The sequence below is a fragment of the Candidatus Nitrospira salsa genome, assembly GCF_965152625.1.
In genome coordinates this window covers 1,077,514-1,103,867 of sequence record NZ_CBCUCO010000004.1, presented here as the reverse complement: position 1 = coordinate 1,103,867, position 26,354 = coordinate 1,077,514, and the positions used below count along the sequence as shown (strand labels likewise).

Genomic DNA, 26,354 nt, shown 5'->3' with positions numbered 1-26,354 from the left:
GATGTTATGGAGAACTGAACGATGGTCTCGGAAGGCTCACCGAATCATTGGCCTATCATCCGTTGGTTTTCTGTTGTTTATGGTCATCACCGGGCTGCTTTGGGCTAATGCCCGATTCACATACTGGGATGAGGGATACAAAGAACGGGTGGGCCGAATAGCACCGGCTCCCCCGTTAACATCCGCACAGGTTTCCCTGGACGACTTGTTCAAACAATTAAACCATGAACCCATTGCGTCAGACAGAACGATAGAAGAAGTCATTCTCCGTCAGGATTTTGGCCGATTGCTGTATGAGGTTCGACTCTCCGGCCAACAGGCGCCATCAGCGATTCTCATCGATGCGCTCACAAACGAACGCCTCTCCCCTCTTTCCCAGGACCTCGCTGGAATGATCGCCCGACAATATATCAAGACAGACTCTCAAATCACGAACGTCACCATGGAACAGTATGTTCCTCACGGTACCACGATCAACCTGGAAGCCATCCGTATCAATTTTGGAAAACCAGGTCCCGCCACGATCATCCTTGACCGTCACACAGGAAAAATTCTCGAGGATGAAAGTACATGGCGGCAAGTTCATTTTCTCGTCAAGCAATTTCATCAACTCAACTTCTTCGGATTCAACAAGACCCTCCTCAACATTCCAGGTCTAGCTATCTTCATCATGAGCCTGAGCGGTCTGTGGCTGTGGAGACTGCAGGTCGTCAGAGAACAACGAGCCCGACAAAAAGCTTTACATTCGGAATACCAGGACCCTCGAACCACCAGCCAATCATGATCCGACCCTGCCAAGGGTCCAGCCATGGTCCTTGTCCAAAACTCATAAATTCCACCTCATTTTCTACAATTCCTCATATTCCATTTCCATATATTCTGTATGCGATTCTGGAATTTGAACATGTTTTTTCCTTTTAATTGACATGGCCGAGTGCGCCACCTACAAGTATTATGAAATTGATAATGATAACCTATATCATTTAAGGGCAACGCCATGATATCACTATTACGGAAAACACGGCGAAGACGCAGATCAGTGAGAAAAGTCAGCTCTCTCATTGTGCCCCTCTTTTTGCTCTGGAGCCTGACCGCCATTGCCTCTGCCGCTCCACCCATCGAACCTGAAGACGAGTACCTCGTCAATGAGGAAGTTAATAGTATCGCAGGCCTGTACTTTCGCGAATACTCGCTCATGCAAAATGGCGTCATCGACTATAAAACGGCACGCCAAATTATCGTATCTGAGTACAACGAATTCTGGAATACCGTCGTCCACACCAAAGAACACCCTTTATTTTATTGGTACGACGAGAATCAAGATGGTCACATGAACATGTGGGTTGATCAATAGGTCGAAGGCTGTTCATGCGATATCATCCTCTATGAGGCCACATATTCGGAGAATGCGCAATGATAACAGCAGGAGGAGCGCATCGATTCATACAATGGCTCCAAGACGGAACTCAGCAAGAAACAATTTTCACGTTCGAACTTCGTCACAGGGATTCCCTGAAGTTCTCAATGAAGAGTTTCCCCAACGAAAAGGCTCTCTTCAAAGAGACCTGGAAACAGATACAGAGAACACAGGCATCCAAGTCACTGCACCATACACACATTCCAATAAGGAGGAGATTTTCATGAATGCATCAAATCACGCTCGACCAATAAGACGTAGGCTCTCGCTACTCATCAGTCTGGGAATCATGATGCTCACCTCCGGAACTGCGCTCGCAGCTCAAAGTCATGAACAAGTGAAATCCGACATGGCTCAATCAGCACACATTCCCATTGACCAAGCGGTTCAAGCTGCCATCAAGGAGGTGCCTGGCACCGTGATTAAAGCTGAGCTCGAAAAAGAACATGGGCCACTCATGTGGGAAATTGAAGTCGTCGCCGCAGATGGAAAGGTCAAAGACGTCCATATTGACGGCACAAGTGGAAAACGCTTGGCCCTTCACGGAAGCAATGAGACTCCTCAAGCATCTGAGTCAGGCATTCATGCCGGCACAGCTGACAAGGGAAACACAAACATGCCCGGACAGAGTACGGAATCATCGGCGACTGGAGAGACCTCGACCAAGATGAACCCATAAGACATGTTCGCCCTTGAGATCACGAACTCTTGAGGGCGGGCAGACAACGATTTTTGCGTGAATACATACAACACCAGCAACGCTATTGAGTGAACGATCTACCAAGAGAGGGGATCAAGATGATTTCTGAACGCCTAGAAAATAACACTATCACGATTAGTATTCACGGGGCGTTTGATGCTGAAACGGCCCAAGAGTTTTCCTTTACCGCTCGACGTGCGTATCGTATGGGTTTTCGTGATTTTTACGTGAGCCTGAAACCCGTAAGCATGATCGACAAGGCAGGCCTACGGTTACTCTCAGACATCATGCATAAGCTCGAACAACAAGACTGTACTGGATGCATTATTCATTCGCCGTCTTCTCTTCAAACTGAGCTGCATCCTTCTCGGAAAGAAAGGGGTCTTCCTCCAGTACGCAGAAGACGCTCAACACCTCCTATGGCCGATTCAATGAACCTTCAAGACTTTGAAGTGCTTAATGACGCAGCGATAGTTGGATGAGTCACCTGGAAGACATTTGGATTCGCCATAGCGTTCACTCAGTACCCGGTCTCACAATCTTAGGAGCCTCATAACCATGAAACCTCTACTCGAAGGGATTTCTTCTCAATGGCCGCCTCCTCCTCATGACCCTCGTGACCGAACACGCGTTGGACGAATTCATGGATGGGAAGTCAGAATGTTTTCACAACACGACACCCAACGCAAGTATTTCGGACACAAGGCGTTTACGCACTTACAGCTATGGCATCCAAATTGGAAGGTTTCCGTACTCACGCCCTCTCACTTGACAGGAAATTTCTATGAACTCTTTCCCTTTCGAGGGGCGAAACTCCCAATCTGCTGTATCACCACTGTAAATAACATCTTACAACAGCAGCTTGAGGTTCCGGGGATTGATCCGATGATTTTACAATTCATGGAGCAATATTTCTTTTCTGATGAATCACTCCGGACCGTACCCGTTCACTCACCTGTCAAGACTGTCCCTTATGTCAAAAACAGAGGCTAAAACCAAAAGGATAAACGCCGGCTTGTGCTATTAAGGCAGGTAGAACGGTGAACATGTTTTCCTGACATTTTGACCTGTTAATCAGTCCAGGAATACTTACTATTGATCATGACCAGCACGTTCAACAATATGAATACAGACAAGACAAAAGACAGACAAAATGACGGCAATATTCATGAAACATGATACGCCTCCAGAACGATCTCGGAAATTAGACTCAAACGATATAGTAAATCATGAAACCGACCACGATATTCGATGTACATGTGGTCGGTTACTTGCCAGGTTCTCGACTGATGGGACAGCCATTGAAGTCCGGTGCCCACGATGCAAACGAAACTGGACGTTCCCATTGAATCCCGCATCATTTAATCAAACGGAACGATAAGTCCTTCAGATTCAATCACCCACCTGGACAGACGAAAAACCGTTCAGCAGAAAGGGCTAAGACCATGAACACATCGCTAATTTATAAAAGTCCACAAACCAGGCAGCCGTTAACTCCACCCTCATCCAACCTCCATGAAGACCCCATGAGCAGGACTACACCTGAAACAGCCAAGAACCATCTGCTGTTTCGAATGTATCTCCTACAGTCGCCATATCTTTTCCTGCCTTTTGTCCTTCTTGGATTTCTGCTTGGAAGCGCCTTCGGTTGGCAGAATTATCCTCATAGCTGGACCATCGCACTATGGTGGGGACTTGCTGGAAGCATGCTTGGATTGGGCATTATCACGATTGAGTCTATGACACTACGCTTCCCCGCCTCCCGTATCATTCATGTAGCACAAAGTGTTGGGATTGGAATGGTGCTGGCTTCAATGTTCATCTGGATAACGACCCTCCTATTTCCAACATCATCAACTCTTGTGTCGTTCATGGCCCTCGCAAGTCTGCTTGCCTGTCCTTACTTGACCTACTCTATCAGGAGCCGAATACAGGAAGACGCACCGGGACTCATCCGCGAACTTTGGCCTCTCGGGGCACAGACCACCCTTCCCTTAAAAATACTCGATACGAGCACGATTATTGACGGAAGAATTCTCGATCTTTATGAGACTGGATTTCTGGAAGGACCAGTCCTCATCCCGCGCTTCGTCCTTCTTGAATTACATTCTGTCGCTGACTCTTCTCAAGCATGGAAACGCGCACGGGGCAAGCGGGGTCTAGAAATTTTACATCGCCTGCAAACCATTTCCGACATTGAGGTTCAGGTGACAGACCAAGATTTCCCGGATATTCCCGAAGTCGATCATAAACTGATCAAACTCGCTCAACATACCCAAGGAAAAATTGTCACGAATGACTGGAACCTCTCCAAAGTGGCGGCGCTTCAAGGCGTCCAAACCCTCAACGTCAATCGCCTCTCCTACCAGCTCAAACCTCCAGTCTTACCTGGCGACACGATACGAGTCTTTATCAATAAGGAAGGAGACTTAGACGGACAAGGCGTCGCCCATCTTGACGATGGGACGATGGTGGTCGTGGATCAAGCACGGGCGTATGTACAAAAGACTGTCGACATTGTCATTACAAAATTTATGCAGACGTACACCGGACGGATTCTCTTCGCCGCACGCCTTGAGCATGAACAAAAGCATACATTGAACTCACACCATCGTATACCACTCAAGCCAGATTCCGAGGAGTATTCAGATCATTCTCTTGTGGGTTCGGGAGGAACAAGAAAGGAATCGTTTACATGATCATTCAACATTGTCCTCGCTGTGGAAAAGAAAGCCTCGCGCCAACTGGAGCCTACTGGAAATGTACGGTCTGTCGAATGGCTATTACATCTCAGGCGTGGGCTCGAGACACCAGGCATCAAACAGTCTCACGTCCGCTCACTCAAAGCAAATAAAATTCTTTCAATTTATGGTGGATACAAAAAAAAGGGGAAGCGCTTTCGCGCTTCCCCTTTTCCCACTCATGCTGCTGACAAACAGCAGAAACCTATGAAGACTGCATTAGCCTTCTTTATGCATTTGTTCACTCAAGTAGTTTTCAAGCCCAACTTGCTTAATCGTTTCTAGCTGAGTTTCAATCCAATCAACGTGCTCTTCCTCATCTTCAACCATTTCCTCGAGCTTCTGGCGAGTGTTGTAATCACCCACTTTCACACAATGCTCAATTCCCTCTGTCAGCAGTTTAACCATCTCCTTCTCTTTTACAAGGTCAAGCTTGAGCTGCTCAGGGACCGTCTCTCCGATTGTGACTTTTCCCAAACGCTGCACATTTGGCAACCCTTCTAAGAAGAGAATATGCCGGATAATCTCATCGGCATCTTTCATTTCCCCGAAACTGCGTTCTTTAACTTTGTGCTCGAGACGTTCAAATCCCCAATTTTCACACATCCTTGAATGCAAAAAATATTGATTAATAACCGTCAGTTCTTCCGTTAAAATCTTGTTTAATAGGTCAACAACGCCTTTTTTGCCTTTCATGTCCGGCCTCCTTTACTTCGTACACATGAATAATTCCATCGAAACCTTGATAGGTTTTTGTTCAAATTTAATATAATGATTCACCTAAAGTCATTATCGGCGAAATTCGAATAAAAGTCAATATAAAGTCCTAGGTACAAATAACTAAAATTGAAACTCATTATCATCTTCGATGAAACAACTTCTCACAATCATTTCATATATTTAGGTAATATCACCGAAAATTTCATCAAAATTGGGATCCCGCAGACTTCAACCTACTTGACAGGATCATACAATCATACTATGATATTGAAAATCGTTATCATATTCATAATAAAAACAAACCATGCATGACTACCCATTACCACCCAATATCGAACATCTTCCACTGGGGATTGGAAATTTCTTTTTCCTGGCCAGGAGGCGCACCCATGCTCCTACTCTCCTCCTCGCTGCCTCTTGGCCCTCCCCTATCTTTGAGGCTGACAAGATTCCATTGAGCAAACTCAACTTCATGAATTTCCTGCACCATGAATATGCGTGTAGACGTGCAACACAACCCAAAACTTCTGTTTTCCCATTTTCCGACACACTTGCTATTGGAGGATACTCATGAAAATTGGATCACCTATTCCCGCCTGGCGCGTTCCCACTTTCATCAAAGGCACGCTCACCTTTTCCTCTCTCATTCACTGCACCTCTCAACCATTAGTTCTCTTGTGCACACCGTCACTCACTGCGGCACAAGCGTGGCTCCTCGAAGCGCACGTCACGGAATTCCACAACCGTCATGCCTTTCTTGCCACACTTGTTTCACGGTATATGAATTATGACTTACCCTGGGCTCTCCCCTCTTCAAATTTTCGCCTTCCACTGCTCACAGATCCATTACGCCGGTTAAGTCGCTCTCTGGGCCTCTCCCACAATCCTGTCTCTCAACGATGTGAGACCTTATTTTTTGCTCAAGATCATCGATTAGAGTTTCGATTACTTCATGACTTAAACGTCAAAGGTTTATCGAGAGTCCTGGAAGTCACGGAGCATCATTTTTCCCATCTCGTTCAACCGCCTTCGCAAAAACTAAAAAATTCCTTACAATTCATGCAACCGGACATCAAAGACATTGAGGCTCATGCAACCGTACAAACACCAACATAACACCTACAAATCTTGCGATGGTATCGCTGATGATTGCAGAGATTACCGATTGAGATTTTGATCGTCGCATTGCGGAAGCTTCTGTTCCAGTACTCATTGAGTTTTGGCAACTATAGCGAACGCAATTAGTTTTTAGCCGAGTCGTTCACACAACCAGAGCACAATTACATATTCAACCCTCAAGAGAGAATCGAACGGCTATAGGCTGCGGTCATTACCATGCACTCCTGAATGAACTTGAGCTCATTCAAGAGAAACTTGGTAGTTGCATCATTGTGTTGAACATGAACGTGCAAGAGAATCATCTCATTCCTGCGGATCTTGAAATCCCATCCCTTCCAACGCTTGCACTTTTTGCTGAGGGCACATTTCAACCGTTCACATTGAATATAGTGAGTTGCGCTGCATTAGTCGATGTCGTTCAGATGGAGACGGTTTGGTTTCGCTATAATTGGCCGGATTGGAAAAAAGAAGGAACTCTTGGAACAGCTAGAACCTGGGAGACTTATGCGTCAACGAAATCCATGACTATTCGACCACTCAAAAGTCGCTACGCGTTCAAGTACAGAAACGCATAACCAACACGGTTTATCTCTCAAGCTCTTGAGTAAATTCTAAAAATTGTGAAGTAGTAGCTTTTGAGTCTGCTCTGAAGCTGAAAAACCTTAGACAATGCTTCACTAATAGACTTATTCGAACATATTTGCAAAACCCAATAAAACTGAATACACTATCCCCTTATACTTTTTTCTAAATGAAGGATTTTCCCCTGATTCTCTCCTCTACCAACCTTTCGTACATAATGGCCTCTTTGAACAGATAGCATAGGCTCTATCTCAATCAATTTGTCTTTTACCGTCCTCGAATAGTCGAACGATAAATACGTTTCTCAAAAACCTATGCATTGGACTGCCCCTCAGCGTGTTTTTTTTCTCATTGTGATCATGACTTTGGCCTGTCTGGCCTCAGCGAGCGTTGCGATCACGCTGTTGTATCATGCGGCTTTTGAGGAAGAGCGAATCAGGCTTGCAGAAGTAACTCACGCACAAGCACGACTAATGGAAGCCGTGGCGCGGTTTGATCAGCGGTACAGTGAGCAGGTTCACCCAAAAGGTTCGGCCGCGGCAACACTCAGCCAAATCATCGATGCTCACAAGTACAATAAAGGGTTTGGTCAAACTGGTGAAATGACGTTGGCTCGGCAAGTAGGTGACCAGATTGTCTGGCTTTTGACTCATCGGCACTCTGACTTGGATGAACCTAAGCCTCTCCCACTTTCAGGAAAGCTGGCCGAGCCCATGCGCCTCGCCCTCTCCGGGAAATCAGGAACAATCGTGGCCCCAGATTATCGTGGAGAAATGGTGCTGGCTGCTTATGAACCTGTTGCCCTGCTTCAGCTTGGTCTCGTTTCGAAAATTGACCTCCAAGAGATTCGGACACCGTTCCTTCATGCTGGCATTATCACTGGAATTTCTGGCATCAGTATCATCATACTCGGCGGGTTTCTACTCTTCCGGATCAGCCATCCAATTATTAAACGACTGGAAGAGAGTGAAGCCTATACGCGTGCCATAATTACCCATGCTGGAGAAGGAATCATTACGACTGACGAAACAGGCACGATTGAAACATATAATACAACAGCCGAGCACATATTCTTATATCCCTCTCGCCAAATAATCGGGAAGAACCTCAAGGCCTTGCTGCCTAAGCCTAACAATGAACACCATCAAGACCATATCAAGACATATCTCCTTATGGGAGAACGCTCTAGATTAGGCACTCGTCGGGAAGTCACAGCTAAACGCCGGGATGGCACAACATTTCCCTTATCTCTTGCCGTCACGGAAGTCACGTTTTCTCAACGTAGAATTTTCATCTGTCTCGTGCATGACCTTACAGAAGAGAAGATGGCAGAACGACGTCTGAGAGCACAATACGAGGTCGCTCGCATTCTTGCTGATCAAATAACAATAGAGCAGGCTGCACCTAAAATTCTTCGAGCAGTCTGTGAAAGTTTAGGCTGGCAACTCGGCATACTCTGGCAGGTCGATACCCAAAAGAATTTCCTCCGGGGCATCGAACTCTGGTGTCACACACCAGACCAGTTCACTGAATTCTGTGCGACAACAAAGGAGACGAGGTTCCTCAAAGGACAAGGCCTACCTGGAAAAGTCTGGAGTACCGGTAAAGCTGTTTGGATTCCTGATGTAGTCAAGGACTCCAATTTTCCTAGAGCTAAATTTGCTGACAAAGAAAATCTTCATGCGGCCTTTGCCTTTCCCATTCAGCTTGGAACTGAAATTTATGGAGTCATGGAATTTTTCAGTTTTCATATACACCAACCCGACGACGCTCTACTTCAACAAATGCAGAGCGTCGGAAGTCAAATAGGCCAACTCATCGATCGGACACAATCACAGGAAAAAATAAAAATTTTAGCCAGATTTCCTGAAGAAAATCCCAACCCCGTACTCAGGGTTCTGCGAGATGGATCGATCACCTATCATAATAAAGCCGCAACAGACTTTCTCTCTGCTCTCAACCTCGAGAATGGCAATCAGCAACCACAGCCATGGCAAAATCTTATTCAAGATGCGTTTAATCATGGAAGCGCCAAAGGAAAAGAAATGATCTGTCACGGACGCGTCTTTTCTCTCACTTTGGCTGTGATTGACGGAACGAACTATATGAATGTTTATGCACTGGACATCACAGACCGAAGAAGAGCAGAAGAGCATCTGCGGAATCGAGACGAACAACGGCGACAAATGCAGAAGCTAGAAGCCATTGGGACCTTAGCTGGTGGTATCGCCCATGACTTCAACAACATTCTCACGGCACTCATTGGGTTTACGGAACTCGCAATTGCTAAAGCTGGGAAACCCGACCCGAACGATTCCTATCTCCAAGAAGTGCTGCAAGCGGGATATCGTGCCAAGAATCTCGTCCAACAAATCCTCACCTTCAGCCGGCAAGGAGATGTAGGGAAAAAGCCAATCCAACTTCAAGATATCGTTGAGGAGGCGCTGAAACTTCTTCGAGCCTCACTCCCCTCGACCATTGCAGTACATCAGGACTTGGAGGCAACTGCTGGCCCCGTATTTGCCGATCCAACCCAGATTCATCAAGTGGTGATGAATCTGGGCACCAACGCCGAATACGCAATGCGAGAAAAAAGTGGACCGTTACATGTTACACTCAACGAAGTGACGGTCGAGCAGCCAGGGGCAAGTCCTCCTCCTGGGATAGTGCCCGGTCGTTACGTCCGTTTCACGATGACGGATTCGGGCCATGGCATTTCACCTGAAGTTCTTTCTCGCATCTTTGACCCATTTTTCACCACAAAGAATGTAGGAGAAGGAACCGGGATGGGACTATCAGTCACACATGGCATTGTGACTGATCACGGAGGAATGATTTCGGTTCAAAGTAAACCAGGAGTAGGAACAACGTTTGTCATACATTTTCCACGAACCGTCGAAATTCTTGAGAGGCCTTCTCCTAACACCATCATAAAAATGCCCAAGGGCGAAGGTACGGTTCTGTTCATAGATGATGAAGCCTCGATTGTTGAATCAGCGAAATTAATGCTGGAAACACTTGGCTATCATGTGCAAGCCTATACGAACAGCCGAGAGGCGCTTGCAGCCTTTCAAGAAAATCCACACACGATTGACGCAGTGATCACAGATCAGACAATGCCCGAATGCACAGGAACAGAATTGGCAAAGGCCATTTTAAAGATCCGTCCAACGATCCCACTTGTTCTCTGTACCGGATTCAGTCACATTATTAACGAGGAAAAAGCCCTTTCAATCGGGATTCCGGTTTTTCTCAACAAACCTTACCGATTTAATGATCTCGCTCAGGCTGTCCGACATGCCTTCGAAAGAAGCCATAAGCGCAAGACAGAAACACTTTCCAACTAGGCTCTCTATTATTATCTTTTACGAACAACACTATGGCTTTCACGTCTCAGCGCTAGGTGAGGTGCCTATTTCATCAAGAAACGCATCAACAGTTTTTTGGATGGCTTCTTCTATCTGTCCACACACCAATTGATCTTCAATTTTTCCACCTTCAGTCGTTACATAAAAGATATCAGCAGCCTGGTCCAAGCGTTTGCCAATTCGAGCAGAATGAATGGAGAGGTTCAGGCCAACCAATGCCTGAGCGATGATAAAAAGAAGCCCTTGTTTATCATCTGCAAACACCTCTATCACTGTATACTGATCTGAGCTCTCATTGTCGATTTGCACTTCTGTTTCATTGCGACCTGTCGGATAGGGTCGACCAAAGACGACTCGTTTCCCTTTGGCAAAGACTTGCTCAACCGTCTCTTCTCCCTTCAACACCGTGATAGCCGTCTGACAGACTCGCTCGAGCCTTCTGGAAGGGGGACGACCATCGTAGTCTGGGTCTTTCACAGAGAATGAATCGACCACAATACCATCTTTCCTCGTCACAATTTGTGCATCAAGTACTTCTAGGCCCAACGCAGCTAGCACTCCTGTCATGTTCATAAAGATCCCAGGTTTATTCCCACCATAAGCCACCAAAGTATATTCCGTAATATTTAGATCTTCATGAAACTGTGTCTCCACCAACGGAGAATCAAGAGTTAATCGTTTAATAGCGGAAAGATGTAATGCAATACGGTCTGGAGATGTACTCAAACGGTAACGAGACGGAAACTGTGTGAGTTGCTCTTGCACCCATTGTTGATCAAATTCCTCGTTGTGCTTTCCAGCACCATGAGTCTGTCCGTGAAAATGAAGCTGTCGTTCGACTTCTTGCACTTGTTCTCTCTCGTCTTGCTCATCCAGCGTGAAATCCCCCTGACCAGAAAATGTCGCATGCGTGTGTGAGAATAATTCGACTAAAAGCGTCTCTTTCCATTTATTCATGACATCAGGTCCAACTGCTGCAATATCCGCAACCGTCAAAATCAAAAACTGCCGTAACACTTCAGGCGTTTTCACGGCACGAGCGAACTTTTTAATGACTTTCTCATCATGAATATCTCGACGAAACGCGATATGGGCCATTAACAGATGTTTATGGACGAGAAACTCCAAGACTCGACTCTCTTCGTGCGTCAAACCCAGACGTTCAGATGTCTTTTGCGCAATAGTTTTCCCGACCTCACTATGGTCTTCGGTCTTTCCTTTTCCGAGATCATGAAGCAAGACGGCCAGATGAAGAAGATCCTTTTGTTTAATCTCCGCATAGACTGTCCCAAGTGGTCCCTGGTCTTTCTCCAACAACTCGGCCTGCCGAACAGCGAGAAGACTATGTTCGTCAACCGTATATTTATGATACTGATTGAATTGCATGAGTCCACGAACGCGAGCAAATGCCGGAACGAGTTTTTCCAGAAGCTTGGCTCGATGCATCGCCGCCAGCGTATGAGCGACTCGCCCCGTCTCAGAAAGAATTTCCCGAAAAATACGACTCACCGACGGAATATGAAACTCTTCGTTTGGAATATCTTCCAAGTAATCATGCAATTCGTCTATCGTTTGGCTTTCGACAGGCAACCCACGTTCTTGGCTGAGTCGAAACAGCCGAACGAGTAATTCTGGATTCCCTAAAACCTGCATGAGTTTCTCAGATGGAACCGTTAACCGATCTCCAACCTTTAGAAAGTACCCTTCAAGCAACGGTGAAGGTATGGAATGCCATAATCGCTTCCACAAAGGAAACTCTCTGGTCCGATCGATAAACCGCAGACATCGCTCATGGAGACCCATGGTATGACGGTAGTACTGCTGCATGAACTGTTCAACCGCAAGCAGATGAGGTTGATCAGTCATACCAAAATTTTTGGCTAGCTGTTCTTGATCTTCAAACGTCAAAATATCTTGTGCCCGCCCTGCCTCAAAATGCATCAGACACCGAATGCGCCACAAGAACTCTCGAGCTTCTTGTATCGCAATAGCGTCTTTCCGTGCAAGAGCGCCACAATTGGTGAGCTCTTGAATAGTGGCTGCTTGATATTTGGCCATTCCAACCCACTGCAAGAGATGAAGGTCGCGTAATCCGCCTTGACTTTTCTTGATATTGGGTTCGAGCAAAAATACGGTTTCTCCAAATTTTGAATATTCCCGCTGGCGTTCTTCTAGCTTGTGCTGAATAAACTGGGCCACCCGTTTTCCCAAATTTTGACGAACAAACCGGTTTTGAAAATCTTGAAACACCACAGAATTTCCGGCAAGAAAGCGCGACTCCATTAATGCCGTTTTCGCTGGTAAATCTTCACCTGCCAATGACAGCGCTTCAGCTATAGAACGAACGCTGTGTCCAACCTGAAATCCTAAGTCCCACAAATGATGAAAGAGACCTTTTGATAAATCCAAGACTGCTTGAGAATTGCTCAAGGCGTCTGACAAGACCATCACGTCAATATCCGAATGGGGAGCTAATTCTCGACGTCCATAGCCGCCTACCGCTACAAGACAACATTGCGGCACGTCAGTCACCGCGTCCTGACCAGCATGATGGATAAGATTTCGGTATCGGCTGATCAACTGTTCATCAACGAGATCGGTCAGACATTCCACAATCGCCGCTCCAGTGACCCCGGCAACAAGTTGCGCTCGCAAGTCTTCACGCCGTCGTTGAAAAGCAGACTGATCTGGAAATGTTGAGGAATCTGTGAGTTTCGTTTGAGGGGGAGGAGTATCAGCTAAATCACTCATCTTAAATAGTCCCGTATACTCTGACTTTTACTCAACCTGTATGTTGGCACTCATGAGTGTGGATATCGATTCGTAATCGGCATCCGACGATCTTTCCCTAACGCTCGAGGAGTAATCTTTATACCTATCGGAGCTTGGCGACGTTTGTACTCACTTCGATCAACCATGGAAATGACTTTTTTCACCAGTGGGAGTTTGAACCCAAGGGCCGCAATCTCTTCTGAGGAGAGGTCTTCTTCAACATACGCTCTAAGAATCTCATCTAAAACGGAATAAGGAGGCAACGTATCTTGATCCAATTGATTGTCTTTGAGTTCAGCTGTTGGCGGTCGATCTTGAATTCGTTGAGGAATCCTCAGTTGGTCAAATGTGTCGCCCTCGTACTGGCTCCTCCAACGCGACAATTCAAACACCATGGTCTTGGGAACATCTTTGATGACCGCAAACCCTCCAGCCATATCACCATACAATGTGGCATAGCCGACACTCATTTCACTTTTATTTCCTGTCGTCAAGACTAAGTAGCCAAACTTATTCGACAGAGCCATTAGGAGGTTCCCACGAATTCTGGCCTGAAGATTTTCCTCTGTCGTATCCGGTGGTCTGTCCTCAAATACTCCATCAAGCAATCGAAGGTATGAGTGAAACAGACGGCTAATTGGAATATTGAGCAATTCCATTCCAAGCTCTTTGGCCAATGCCCGAGCATCGACTCGACTGGCCTGAGACGTATAGGACGAAGGCATGAAGACCCCAATAACATTTTCTGAGCCAAGCGCATCACGTGCGATAACGGCAGTGAGCGCTGAATCGATTCCTCCACTGATACCAATCAGCACCTTCGTAAACTGGTTCTTTTGTACATAATCGTGCACACCGAGCACCAGTGCTCGATAGACTTCTTCAAGCGGCTCGAGCATCGGAGCTGATCTGGACTCAAGCATTTTTCTTGTAGCAAAATGTGTGGCAGTCGAGACGACGATCCGCTCAACTTGTTTTCCAAATTTTTTGGTCGCTCGTGCTTTAGCCTTGACAGATGAATGAGAGACGTTAGAAATCCCAAGACGAAGATCAGTTACAAGAAAGTCTTCTTCAAATGCCTTGCCTCGAACGATAACCTCACCCTTTTCATTGACGATCATACTATTTCCGTCAAACACTAGTTCATCTTGCCCTCCAACCATATTGGTATAACTCACCGGAATACCGTTTTGGCGAGCACGGGCAGCCAGCATTCTCTCACGATGATGCCCCTTACCGGATTGAAACGGAGAAGCATTAATATTGAGGATCAGTTCAGCGCCGCCGACCAAAGCCTGCACACGCGAGGGACCATCTGGGTACCAGATATCCTCGCATATATTAATACCCACCACGACTCCATTGATGACAAACACGGGGATTTTATGGCCAGCATGAAAATATCGACGTTCATCAAACACCCCATAATTCGGCAGGTACCGCTTGCAGTATGTGCCGTAAATACGACGATCGGCAATCACGGTCGCAGCATTGTAAAGATGACTGAACGCTGTCGGCACAGTCTGTGTCGCCAACGCGTCATTTATATTATTACCCGTCAGACATCCCACCACGACACTCAGTCCATGGCTTTGCCTGACTATGCGCTCCATCATTCGATTCGCGTCAAACAAAAACCTTGATTTGAGCAAAAGATCTTCTGGCGGATATCCCGTGACTGCCAGTTCTGGAAACACGACCACATCTGCCTTTGCTTTACGTGACTCTTTTAACCACCGACAAATTGATTGGGTATTCCCCTCCAAGTCTCCAAGAATGGGATTCATTTGCACCATGGCAATTCGAAATGTTTGCATAAAAAAACGTCCTCGACTCCAACTAGAGTGAGGACGCCCTTGTCCTACGACGATATGTTGTGACCAAGATGAGACGTCATTGTCTCACACGTCTATAGCGAACCCAATTAATTTCCAGTTGATTTAGAAAGGCAGCCCTAGGTGACGGTTGCTGCATGCCTCTTGATCGGGTTGAATGGGCCACCGACGATGACATGAGGTTGTCCCCCTGAATTGATGATAACAGGTCGCCTAGGCGACGATTGTTGCGTACCTCTTGATCGGGTTGAATGGGCCACCGACGATGACATGAGGTTGTCCCCTGAATTGATGATGACAGGTCGCCTAGGCGACGATTGTTGCGTACCTCTTGATCGGGTTGAATGGGCCACCGACGATGACATGAGGTTGTCCCCTGAATTGATAATAACAGGTCGCCTAGGCGACGATTGTTGCGTACCTCTTGATCGGGTTGAATGGGGCACCGACGATGACATGAGGTTGTCCCCTGAATTGATGATAACAGGTCGCCTAGGCGACGATTGTTGCGTACCTCTTGATCGGGTTGAATGGGCCACCGACGATGACATGAGGTTGTCCCCTGAATTGATGATAACAGGTCGCCTAGACAGCGTAATTCTATGTCTCAAACATCGGAAGTTATTTGAAACGGCTATAGCCCTCATCTTCTTAAGAAGTAGCAACCAATCTCTTCAGGTGTCAAGCACAAGAAAGCAATATTCGTATTTACAGGATTCATTCAGAATTCATTTATTAGGCTTTCGTTGCCGCTTGAAGTTCTTCCGAAAGAATAATGGCTTCTGCGATTTCTCGCATGGATTTTCGCAAATTCATACTTTGTCGCTGAATGAGTTGAAACGCCTCAGGTTCTGACAGGCTTCTTGATTGCATAATATAGCCTTTCGCACGTTCTACAAGCTTTCGAACCTCTAAGGCCTCCTGCATTTCAAATGACTTTTCAACCACGTTTGTGTGAGCAATAGCGACCGCGGCTTGATTGGCAATAGCTTGTAAAGATTTGATTTCTTCTATGGAAAACTCATAGACGGACGAGGTATAGCAATTTATCACACCAATGGCTTTATCTTTCATCATCATGGGAACCGAGACCAGCGAACAGAGCCCTTCCTGTTTCGCGAGATCTTTATAGAAGTAATCCTTTTCGGTTTTCACATCAGGAACATAGACCGGTTGCTGCTCTTTAATCGCACGTCCACTCATACTTTGCCCAATCTTTAAGACCGGTTTTCGACGATAGCGTTCACTCAAACTTTGTGTGGCTTCAATCCGAAGTTCTCCGTTACGTTTGTCCAGGAGCATAATAGAGCAAATCTTTGAATTCGTCATATGTGCGGTTGTCGTCACAATGAGTTGAAGAACCTCGTCAATCAATCGGTTTGATGCAACCGTCTCAGATACTTGAGATAGAGTATCAAGTTGTAACGCTCGAGACTGCATTTCTTCATACAATCGAGCATTATCAATGGCTCCCCCTACTTGATGAGCAATGGTAGAGAGAAGCGTTAAGGCTTCGTCGCTATAACGTTTGGCACGATTGTGTTGCACATTGATCACACCGACCACCACACCTTTGCTTTCAATCGGCACAGACACAAAGGCCTGATAGCGATCTTCCGGCAGACGATTAAAGAGTTTAAATCGTGGGTCATCACTAGCATTCTTGGGGATCACGACTCGCATATTTTCTCTCGCAACCCAACCGGTAATCCCTTCGCCTAGCCCAATCGACACACGACCAATCAACTTTGGATGTGGTTTTTTTGATGCCCGTAAGATTAATTCGTCACGTCGATCCGACAACAAATAGAGCAAACAGGCATCAGCCTTCGTCACCTCCACTACGACTTCCACAATATGCCTCAAGACAGACTCGAGATCCAAGGTACTACTAATCGACCTGCTAATCCTGTGTAACACCTCGACTTCCCGTGTTCGTTCACGTAACGTCTGTTTGAGAGAATCCATTGTCTGCAGTCGTTTACCAGCCATTTGTCACTCCCACGCCATCCATGAAACCCTCTCTCGTCAGAGTTATAAATACGGTGATTATAAAGTAACAAGTAGGCAGCATTACCGTCTTTGGGCAAACCATTTTTTTACAGACTTTTGCTCTAACGGAATAACTGAAACTCGACCAATGGCCTTGGGAACGACACAATGAATATTCCCATTAACCACTTTCTTGTCATGTTGCATAGCCGTCCAAAGTTCAGAAAATTTCATCTTGGGAATTTGACATGAGAGACCGGCTCTTTGCACGATTTCTCGCTGCCGCGTGACAACCTTGGAGGAACACAGCCCAAGCGAATACGCAAGATCAGCTTCTTGTACCATTCCAATACCTACAGCTTCCCCATGAATCATCTTACGATAGCCAGACATCGATTCAAGAGCATGGCCAATCGTATGGCCATAGTTTAAAATTCGTCGCAATCCTGACTCCCGCTCATCTTTGGCAACGACGTCAGCTTTAATTTCACAACAGCGCTTAATAAGATATTGAATCGGGTGAGTTTCGAGCTTTAAGATCGATTCAATATGGTCTTCGAGATACTGAAAAAAGTGACGGTCATAAATCATTCCATACTTAATCACTTCAGCTAATCCTGCAACTAACTCTCGCTTCGGTAACGTACGAAGCGTTTGAGTATCCATCAGAACCATTTTGGGCTGATAAAATGCACCAATAAGATTTTTCCCTAAGCGATGATTGACTCCTGTTTTCCCTCCAACACTTGAATCTACCTGGGCAACTAATGTAGTAGCGACCTGAATGAAAGGAATTCCTCGTACATACATTGAAGCCGCAAACCCGGCAATATCTCCAACCACCCCCCCACCTAACGCCAGAAGGATATCCGAGCGTTCGAATCGCTGAGCGACCAACTGATCAATAATCTTGGATGCCCAACCTAACGTTTTGGCACGTTCTCCATCAGGGACTTCAATAAATAAGGGACGAAACTCTCTTCGCTTAAGAGAAGAATTGACAATGCTTCCATAGAGTTGCCGAACGATTGGATTTGTCACGATGACGACGCGACCGGAAAGTCCTGACTGCTGCAGACAATCCCCAATGTCATGGAGTAACCCTGCTTGAATATGAATGGGATAACTCCGTTGCCCCAAGTCCACGGGAACGGTCAGTCTAGATGAATTCTGGCGAGGAGATTGTTTCATTTCATTAAATCGAGAAGAATATAAAAAAATTCATAGATGATAATCATCGATGAGCACGACAACATCCTGCAATGAACGATTTGAAGAAATTAGAGAGAAGTCACATGCACAGATGCTAGAAAGACTTCACATATTCTTGATAGGAATCAAAGTTCCGCTTCATCTCTTCTAGAGTATCGCCACCGAACTTTTCAACCATCACGTTGGCCATTTCGAATGCAATGACGGCCTCACCGACAACCCCAGCTGCTGGGACGGTACAAATGTCAGAACGTTCGACCGTGGCCTCAAACGGTTCTTTGGTTTGGATATCAACACTATGTTTGGGAGAATAGAGCGTGGCAATCGGTTTCATTGCGACTCTCAGGACGATTGACTGGCCATTAGTAATGCCGCCTTCCAGCCCGCCAGCATTATTCGTTTTTCGAAGAAACGTTTGCCCCTCGTCGCCAGGATAAATATCATCATGGACTTCAGATCCAAAGCTTCTCGCAGCCTCAAAACCCATCCCAATTTCTACACCTTTCATCGCTTGAATACTCATAGCCGCCATCGCCAAACGAGCCGTGAGCCTTCGATCCCATTGCGCATAGGTTCCCAATCCTATAGGAGGATTGGTCACCACAACCTCAAACACTCCGCCAAGAGAATCTCCCTTATGTTTCGCCGACCGGATCAGTTCGATCATTTTATCACCAGCAACAGAATCGTGACAGCGCACTTGTGACTGTTCAGCCTGTTCATACGCACTTAAAGGATCAGCAGCAATCGGGGCCTTTACTCGTCCAATTTCGGTGGTATAACTCACCACTCTCATATCAAATTGTGCAAGCAACGCTTTTGCAACTCCACCTATCGCGACTCGAATCGCTGTTTCGCGGGCACTAGCCTTTTCCAATACATTACGAATATCCCGATGTCCGTACTTAATCGCACCGACCAAATCGGCATGTCCTGGACGGGGGCGGGTTACCACTCGTTCTGTAACTGGAGGCCCTGGCTCTGCCGCCATGATGTCCACCCAATTTTTCCAGTCCTTATTCTCGATCGTCAGGCCCAACGGATTGCCAAGAGTTTTCCCCTTTCGTACACCACAGGAAAACTCGATACGATCTTTTTCAATCCTCATTCGACCACCACGTCCATAGCCACCTTGTCGCCGAACGAGGTCCACATCAATATCTTCTGCCGTTAGGGGCAGTCCGGCGGGGACCCCTTCTAAGACCGCCATCAAACATCGCCCGTGAGACTCCCCAGCATTTAAATACCGCAACATAGCGTCCACCTTCTCACATAAAATGTTCTTAACTGTTTATTATCACTTGAATTGTATCGCGAGAACATTTCCACTAACTTTAATGGCATACCGAACCCGTGCTGCCAAGGCAAAGACAAGCCGAAGTTTTTGAGTATATTGTTCTATGCGTATGTCTTTGAGCAAACGATGTCCGACTTGAAGCTTATCAAATTTCAATGACGAAAAGCTGTCAGAAAGATCTAGAGCCAATTGAGACCTGTGAATCGCAACAGGCTGATAGTGAATGGGCCCCTGACCTCGTAGAATCACAGTTACAGAAGCAGGTTGACGTTGGACGGTTACTTCGGTCAATGTCAATCCAGCACGTCCAACATTTACTCGCATGGTGGATTCTATAGGGAAACAAAGAAACTTCCAAGTGGTGATTGGAATGTGAGCAGACGGAATCCATGGGTTTTTCTTAATCTACATGAAGTTGTTGACACAACAATCCATGGACTATTTTTTTCAGAGATGGTCAAATTCCAGCCAACCTTGACCACGAAAATTCATATGACCGAGCATTTAGCAACTATAGCCTATCGACCATTTTTAAACGTCAACTCGAAGAATTGTGGCTGTACCCTGCCTTTTGGAAATTCCGCCGTGTTCTTGTTGCCCAATGTTTCTAGCGTCACCGTCGTATTGGTGAGACGTGCAACCCGAATATGTTCATCAGGGAGAATATCACCAAGAGACACAAGATATCGAATTCCATGAGAATTCTGAAGCATAGCGTGCTGACCCGTCACGCCAGATATGATTCCGAGAAGGTTCCACTGAGCCCCTGGCAAAGAGGGGGTACTTATATCAGATTCAGAGAGCATCGTCGGCCTTGCCGGATCCGCAATCGTCCGAAATGGATCACGCCGACCTTCTGAGACATAGCGATACCCATGCAATCGGCTAACATCTTCAAGAAATAAGTCCTTGGCCTCCACCTGGTCCCAACTAACGCTAAGCATGAGAGCACCCGCCCCCAAGCACAGCCACATAACTCTATGGTCATAATTGGGTCGTCTGCATTCTCCATCAACACAATATCGCCGACAAGAGGAATATTTCTTCATCCACAGATAGCTCAACAAGTAGACTCCTTACAATTGATTGCCTATCACCTGGCTTGAATCCTGTAGTGGTACAGGAGCAAGCCCTTGCAGTTGAAAGTCTGCTGACAGTACTGGCTCCCCCCTCCCCTCTTCTCTCAACACATGCAAGCGTATGTGATTGAGTTCTACGACCCAGGGTAATTGAAGAATTGTCGCAAGGCTCTCAGCAATACGATGGTAGCCTCCTTCAACCCTTCCTCGCATCGCTAAGGGTTGTTCCTCAAAATTTTCAGAACCTCTCTCTTTTCTATCAGGCATCCAAAATGTCAGTGATAACCCAAAACTCTCTGTAATTTCCATCACGTCTTTCCTGGGACGGAGGATCTGTCCATTCGAAGACACAACCTTCCCCAGCATCATCTCTGGACTGACATCGATTGATGTTTTTTTATCCAATTCAGAGACATGACCCTTCCGACGTTCAATTTCCTGCTCCAGATACATGACATTGGCATGTAATGCCTCAATTTCATTTGTGGTCGGCTGCCACACCATGGCATAAAACCCTGCCCAGATGAATCCAATTACCACAAGGCACAACATAAGACGTTGGGCAGGCGGTACTGCGTTGAAGCAATTCGTCATCATAGCTCTGGCCCTTGCGTTGTAAATTGGAGAGAAAATTTCTGCGTAACATGATTTTCATGAAGTGTATGAGGTTGAGTTTCCATTCGGACCAGACGTCCAAACATTGTTGACTCCTCAAGGCTTTGGATAAATTGTCCTACGGCTTTGTGAGACAAGGCGTTCCCTTCTATGGATACATCATTTCCTTCTATCGATAAGGCTAGAAGCCATAGATCTAACGACTCTAGACTTCGACTAATTTCATCTAAAATGAGAATCGGAAGATTCCGTTGCTTATTATTCTTCGCTAAAAATTGAGCATGAGCCATCAATCGGCCTTGGCGATCTTGCGCCTCCAAAAACTTCTCTCCATATTGCGTGTTCGCGATCATGCTTGATAGCATTTGCTCCTTGAAGTTTTTCTTTTGTCGCATCAAATCCCGCCGTTCAAGCAAAGAGCTGCCCCAACCCCAACAAACAGTTCCACTCAACAGCACGGCCAGAATCCCTAAAACCAATGGCCGGTATAAGTCTACGGACTCTCGACGCATTGGCAAAGGACGACGAGGCAATAAATTAATCGTAATCATTGATCTTTGCTGCATCGTAAGGCTAATCCGACCGCCACCGCTGCGACAGAAAAGTGAGAGTCTACTATTTTCTCTCGATCAGCAATGGCAGTCTTGTTGAGATGGTGAAAAGGGTTAATTATATTGACAGGCACGTGTAATTGCGAAGACAGGCGTGCGCCAAGCCCAGGAAGGTGAGCGTATCCTCCACACAACCATATCTGTTGAATCGCCTGACTGTTCTCGTACGAATGACAATCGTCTATAGCTCGTCGAACTTCATAAAGGATATCTCTATAGACCTCTTCCAAAAGTTCATCAATGTCTGTTTTCCCTCCAACCTGTTCATTATTCCTCGTCCCATCAGCTCTCACACGTTGAGAACCTCCTTCATGGAAAAGAAGATAAGGCCATTCTCCTCCAAGAGCCGCATCTCGCATTGAAAAGTGCTCTGGCCCTCCTACCGTGATCATATTCAGACCGCTGGGACTCACGTTTATCAATAGTTCTGGCGTTTGCTCACATACTTGCTCATGTAACGTATACATATTCGCTAAAGCCACACAATCAATATCGACGACGACTGGGCACAAGCCTGCTTGCCTGACCAACGCAACCCGCTGATCAACAATGTTCTTTTTGGCTGCCACAAGATAAACCTGCATTGACGATGCGTAATCCAGTTGAGGCCTCTGAGGGACATAATAGTCCCAATACACATCCTCACGCTCATAGGGTAAATATCGTTCCACCTCCCACTCAAGATGCCCCTCAAGTTCTTCTTTAGACATGCAAGGCATCTCTATCGGCTTCATGATGACCGAAGGCCCTGAGATAGAAATTGCGACATTTTCTCCTTCAATACCCATATCCATAACCAGACGTCTCAACACCCCCACAACACCATATTCCTCATTGTTGTCTATCGAGGTATCCGTTTCAATCGAGACATTTTTTACTCGAACATCAGATAGGTGCCACTCACCTGAGTGATGTTTCAGTTGTACGATTTTGATCAGACGAGATCCGATATCCAACCCTAAGTAGTGCGAAGACGGTCGAATTTTCTTGTATAGCCTTTCCCAAAACGGCTGAATGGGCTTTCGGTACTTCTTTGTAAAAAAACTTGGCATCCTGCGTCCCAGTATAAAATACTTATTGTTCGATGATGTGTCGTGCTCTCAACTGAGAACATATTGGAATCTTCACCCTCAGCACACTCTACGGAAACTAAAGACTCCTACTTTCAAAACAGCCAAGAAAGGACGGCCACAATTACTTCCCAGAGGTGACCTGAGCAACGATTATTTCGTAGCCGTATGCCTCCACAATGGCAACTGACGTTGAATGCCGTTCTGCCACTGAGGGTTCAACTCAAAGTCGCCTTGGCTACGATCATTGTATACCTAACACAGAGCCGAATAGGCATTGAGCTTAGAGCCCGGTTCTCCCCCCTAAGGTGTTGATTAGAGGTAGACAAGACAGCGTGATACTGCGCCAGACATTGGAAGTTATGTGAAACGCCATAAATCAGCAATGAAGACGAATAGCCTGAGCCGAATGCTTGACGCTGCATGAGATTCAGAAATAGCCAGAAAAGAGTTTGAGAGTCAAGGCTGCCTGAGAGGTAGGAAACGCGCAGGATTATAGAATAGGAAAGGTAAACTCAAAAACGAAAAGAAAAAGGTGAAATCTTCACTATTTCTCCAAGAATGCGGAGGAAAGTCTTGAGATGTCATGAATGAGAAGCATCAAACTTTTTCTGTTTCGGTCGAGGTACTCACAATCTCTCGATGGCGCAATAAAGCCTTATAGCCCAATTTCTCCAGCATCTCACATAACTGGATCGCCATCACGACCGACCGATGCCGGCCTCCCGTACAGCCAATGGCAATCGTTAAATAACTCCGTTGTTCACGTTCAAAGAGCGGGAGTAAAAAGGAGAATAACCCTTGCATGTGTTGCAGAAACGACTGCGCTTCTACGGTCTCTAACACATACTTTTGGACCTCTTTTTCCTCTCCGGTGAGAGCTTGAAGACTTGGAACAAAGTACGGATTCCGTAAAAATCGAACATCAAAAACCATATCCACATTATAAGGAACGCCATGTTTGTAGCCGAAGGTTTGCAGCGTCACCTTCATTTTTTCTGTTTGGCTTCGTTCTTGATATTGACGTCCAACCCATTGCTTCAGATCGTGGATTGAAAATTCTGATGTATCGACGATTCGATCGGCTTGCTCGCGTAATGTTTGAAGACGTTCCCGTTCAAGAAGAATGCCTTCAATGACTGGCTGCTGAGGAAGTAGGGGATGCGGTCTTCGAGACTCGGAAAAACGACGGACAAGAATCTCGTCTTGGGCTTCAAGGAACAACAGCTCAATTTGATAACCATGATTTCTCAAACGCTCTAGATTACTTGAAAAGTCTGAAAAAAATCCTCGTTCTCGGATATCAATCCCTAACCCGATATTTTTTACTTCTCCCCCTCGCTCGGCACACAGTTCAATGAACTTTTGAAACAAGGCAGGCGGAAGATTATCCACACAAAAAAACCCAATGTCCTCAAGGCATTTCAACGCTTGGGTTTTTCCAGAACCAGACGACCCCGTCACGATCACGAGTCGAAGGGCCGCTAACACTTCAGAATAACCACCAGGTTTATCGTCGTTCGACATAAAGTAGTTCGCTATGCGTCGAGTGAATGGGCTCTCTTTTTCATTCGTTGATGCAGGGGAATCATGGGTATATGGCTTTGCAGAAATTCAAGATTTCTTCTCGTCTCACGCACTTCACCGCGTATCACAATGAATGTAAGTGGTGTCTCGCAGAAGGTTTATGACGGGATCCGTTTACGTTGACTTGCCGAAGCAATATGTAGCTCGGCTCGATATTTTGCCACAGTACGTCGAGCAATAATTATATCTTTTGTTCGCAAACGCGAGACAATCTCTTGATCTTTCAATGGACGTGTGGCATCTTCTTGAGCCACCATCTCCCGAATCATTTCCCGTACCGTCACAGAAGACATTTCTTCGCCATGCATATCAGTCCGCTGAATGCCGGCATTAAAAAAGTACTTTAATTCGAGAATGCCTTGAGGACAATGCATGTACTTATTCGTGGTCACGCGGCTAATTGTCGATTCATGCATTCCCACATCCTCAGCAACCTGCTTGAGTACAAGAGGGCGTAGATGTTGAATACCTTTTTCCAAAAAGGCTTCTTGAAACTTCACGAGACTCGTCACAACTTTCACAATAGTTTTATTTCGTTGATCAATACTTCGAATGATCCATTGAGCTCCCCGAAGTTTTTCTTCCAGGTAGGTCTTGGTTGACTCTTGGCCTTCCGATTGATTGGTCATCAATCGCCGATAATACGGACTGACCCGTAGTCGAGGAAGCCCATCTTCATTCAACAACACCACCCATTCTCCCTCATGTTTCATGACATACACATCTGGAATAATGGTGGAATTACTATCAGTCGAAAAGGGACGTCCAGGCTTCGGTTCTAAACATTCGATCACTCGAACGGCTTCATAAATGTCTTCAACAGGAACCCCTAAGGCTTTTGAGATATTGGAGTAGCGTTTCTTTTGTAAGTCTGGTAAATGCTCAGAAACTACTGCGGCCACGAGATCAGTTTTACTATGAGAGTGAAGATAACTACCGATACCAATGGGATCACAAGCCAAGTAGCCCAACTGAATCAGCAAGCACTCTCGCAAGTCACGAGCCGCGACTCCTGGTGGATCGAAAGTTTGAACTTGACGGAGAACGGATTCCACCTCATCGACAGTGGCATGACTATCTTCAGCGATTTCTTCAATCGGAACGCTGAGATACCCATTTTCCTCAAGATTGCCGACAATCGTTCGACCAATGATTCGATCTTTGCCTTCAAGTGAAGACAGCCGTAATTGCCATTCCAAATGTTCTTCAAGAGAAGTTGGCTTGGCCAGTGTCTGCTCATATGATGGAAAGTCATCATCTGAAGCAGCCGTCTGTTCCATTGGCCCAGATCGCCAATCGCCATCCAAGACACTATCCCACTCTTCCGATGTCAGAGGCTCAACATCCTTCTCTGGCTCAGGCTCACTTCCCTCAGCGACACTCTCTCCTTCCTGGCCAGAGTCCTTGACTTCAAGCGTTCCCTCTTCACTCTGAGCAATTTCTTCATCTTGCACCTCATTCGTCAAGTCTTCTAGTAACGGATTCTCAACCAAATGTTGGGACAGGGTTTGTTGTAGCTCCAAGCGAGACAGCTGCAAAAGCTTAATGGCCTGCTGAAGCTGGGGAGTCATCACCAACTTCTGACTAAGTCGAAGATCTAATCGAAGATCCATAAAGATTCGCCTTTACTCAAAAAA

Annotated in this window: 23 protein-coding genes; 10 read left to right on the top strand and 13 right to left on the bottom strand. The window is 46.1% G+C overall.

Features of this window, described 5'->3' with window-relative positions; all coding sequences use genetic code 11:
- Position 1 precedes the first annotated feature (1 nt).
- The 7 genes from ACWQXP_RS19225 (at position 2) to ACWQXP_RS19195 (ending at position 4,971) form a co-directional block, all read left to right on the top strand.
- Positions 2–784 carry a PepSY-associated TM helix domain-containing protein gene (locus ACWQXP_RS19225; protein WP_454064456.1) on the top strand — a complete coding sequence of 261 codons (783 nt, stop codon included), beginning with the start codon at positions 2–4 and terminating at the stop codon, positions 782–784.
- 255 nt (positions 785–1,039) lie between these two features.
- Positions 1,040–1,354, top strand: coding sequence for a hypothetical protein (locus ACWQXP_RS19220; RefSeq protein WP_454064455.1), 315 nt, complete (start codon positions 1,040–1,042; stop codon positions 1,352–1,354).
- Positions 1,355–1,640: 286 nt separating this feature from the next.
- Positions 1,641–2,096: a PepSY domain-containing protein gene (locus ACWQXP_RS19215; protein WP_454064454.1), complete on the top strand. Its 456-nt coding sequence runs from the start codon at positions 1,641–1,643 to the stop codon at positions 2,094–2,096.
- 119 nt (positions 2,097–2,215) lie between these two features.
- Complete coding sequence (locus tag ACWQXP_RS19210; protein WP_454064453.1) at positions 2,216–2,599, top strand: STAS domain-containing protein; 384 nt, start codon at positions 2,216–2,218, stop codon at positions 2,597–2,599.
- A gap of 76 nt (positions 2,600–2,675) precedes the next feature.
- Entirely contained in the window at positions 2,676–3,110 is a 435-nt protein-coding gene (locus ACWQXP_RS19205; protein ID WP_454064452.1) for a hypothetical protein, read from the top strand.
- A gap of 533 nt (positions 3,111–3,643) precedes the next feature.
- Positions 3,644–4,816: a PIN domain-containing protein gene (locus tag ACWQXP_RS19200; RefSeq protein WP_454064451.1), complete on the top strand. Its 1,173-nt coding sequence runs from the start codon at positions 3,644–3,646 to the stop codon at positions 4,814–4,816.
- Complete coding sequence (locus ACWQXP_RS19195) at positions 4,813–4,971, top strand: hypothetical protein (RefSeq protein WP_454064450.1); 159 nt, start codon at positions 4,813–4,815, stop codon at positions 4,969–4,971. Before ACWQXP_RS19200 ends, ACWQXP_RS19195 begins: the two co-directional genes overlap by 4 nt.
- A 106-nt stretch (positions 4,972–5,077) precedes the next feature.
- Here the strand turns inward: ACWQXP_RS19195 and bfr are convergent, their stop codons facing one another.
- Entirely contained in the window at positions 5,078–5,554 is a 477-nt protein-coding gene (gene bfr / locus ACWQXP_RS19190) for a bacterioferritin (RefSeq protein ID WP_454064449.1), read from the bottom strand.
- A 594-nt stretch (positions 5,555–6,148) separates the two neighbouring features.
- On the opposite strand from bfr, the gene ACWQXP_RS19185 reads away from it, so the two are divergent.
- From ACWQXP_RS19185 to ACWQXP_RS19175, 3 genes are all read left to right on the top strand, one after another.
- Positions 6,149–6,694 (top strand): hypothetical protein, encoded by a 546-nt coding sequence (locus ACWQXP_RS19185; protein ID WP_454064448.1) that lies wholly within the window; start codon positions 6,149–6,151, stop codon positions 6,692–6,694.
- A 170-nt stretch (positions 6,695–6,864) separates the two neighbouring features.
- Positions 6,865–7,272: a thioredoxin domain-containing protein gene (locus tag ACWQXP_RS19180; RefSeq protein ID WP_454064745.1), complete on the top strand. Its 408-nt coding sequence runs from the start codon at positions 6,865–6,867 to the stop codon at positions 7,270–7,272.
- Positions 7,273–7,638: 366 nt separating this feature from the next.
- Positions 7,639–10,626, top strand: a complete 2,988-nt coding sequence (locus ACWQXP_RS19175; RefSeq protein ID WP_454064447.1) for a PAS domain S-box protein — start codon at positions 7,639–7,641, stop codon at positions 10,624–10,626.
- A gap of 39 nt (positions 10,627–10,665) precedes the next feature.
- Here ACWQXP_RS19175 and glnD read toward each other — a convergent pair whose 3' ends face one another.
- From glnD to rpoN, 12 genes are all read right to left on the bottom strand, one after another.
- Positions 10,666–13,398 (bottom strand): [protein-PII] uridylyltransferase, encoded by a 2,733-nt coding sequence (glnD, locus tag ACWQXP_RS19170; protein WP_454064446.1) that lies wholly within the window; start codon positions 13,396–13,398, stop codon positions 10,666–10,668.
- A 50-nt stretch (positions 13,399–13,448) separates the two neighbouring features.
- Positions 13,449–15,236 (bottom strand): NAD+ synthase, encoded by a 1,788-nt coding sequence (locus ACWQXP_RS19165; protein ID WP_454064445.1) that lies wholly within the window; start codon positions 15,234–15,236, stop codon positions 13,449–13,451.
- Positions 15,237–15,989: 753 nt separating this feature from the next.
- A complete protein-coding gene (locus ACWQXP_RS19160) occupies positions 15,990–17,246 on the bottom strand; it encodes a GAF domain-containing protein (RefSeq protein WP_454064444.1) in 1,257 nt (418 codons plus the stop codon).
- A gap of 81 nt (positions 17,247–17,327) precedes the next feature.
- The gene (gene aroB, locus ACWQXP_RS19155; protein WP_454064443.1) at positions 17,328–18,437 is read right to left on the bottom strand and encodes a 3-dehydroquinate synthase; all 1,110 of its coding nucleotides are present in this window, start codon (positions 18,435–18,437) and stop codon (positions 17,328–17,330) included.
- Between the two features lie 115 nt (positions 18,438–18,552).
- Positions 18,553–19,713: a chorismate synthase gene (gene aroC / locus ACWQXP_RS19150; protein WP_454064442.1), complete on the bottom strand. Its 1,161-nt coding sequence runs from the start codon at positions 19,711–19,713 to the stop codon at positions 18,553–18,555.
- Between the two features lie 42 nt (positions 19,714–19,755).
- Positions 19,756–20,079 (bottom strand): AMIN domain-containing protein, encoded by a 324-nt coding sequence (locus ACWQXP_RS19145; protein ID WP_454064441.1) that lies wholly within the window; start codon positions 20,077–20,079, stop codon positions 19,756–19,758.
- 194 nt (positions 20,080–20,273) lie between these two features.
- Complete coding sequence (locus tag ACWQXP_RS19140; RefSeq protein ID WP_454064440.1) at positions 20,274–20,699, bottom strand: hypothetical protein; 426 nt, start codon at positions 20,697–20,699, stop codon at positions 20,274–20,276.
- Between the two features lie 132 nt (positions 20,700–20,831).
- Positions 20,832–21,431, bottom strand: a complete 600-nt coding sequence (locus ACWQXP_RS19135; protein ID WP_454064439.1) for a hypothetical protein — start codon at positions 21,429–21,431, stop codon at positions 20,832–20,834.
- Positions 21,428–22,000 (bottom strand): PilN domain-containing protein, encoded by a 573-nt coding sequence (locus ACWQXP_RS19130; protein WP_454064438.1) that lies wholly within the window; start codon positions 21,998–22,000, stop codon positions 21,428–21,430. The genes ACWQXP_RS19135 and ACWQXP_RS19130 overlap by 4 nt, the downstream gene beginning before the upstream one ends.
- Positions 21,997–23,112: a type IV pilus biogenesis protein PilM gene (pilM, locus tag ACWQXP_RS19125; RefSeq protein ID WP_454064437.1), complete on the bottom strand. Its 1,116-nt coding sequence runs from the start codon at positions 23,110–23,112 to the stop codon at positions 21,997–21,999. Before pilM ends, ACWQXP_RS19130 begins: the two co-directional genes overlap by 4 nt.
- A gap of 618 nt (positions 23,113–23,730) precedes the next feature.
- Positions 23,731–24,657, bottom strand: coding sequence for an RNase adapter RapZ (rapZ, locus tag ACWQXP_RS19120; protein ID WP_454064436.1), 927 nt, complete (start codon positions 24,655–24,657; stop codon positions 23,731–23,733).
- Between the two features lie 158 nt (positions 24,658–24,815).
- Positions 24,816–26,330 carry an RNA polymerase factor sigma-54 gene (gene rpoN, locus ACWQXP_RS19115; protein WP_454064435.1) on the bottom strand — a complete coding sequence of 505 codons (1,515 nt, stop codon included), beginning with the start codon at positions 26,328–26,330 and terminating at the stop codon, positions 24,816–24,818.
- Positions 26,331–26,354 lie beyond the last annotated feature (24 nt).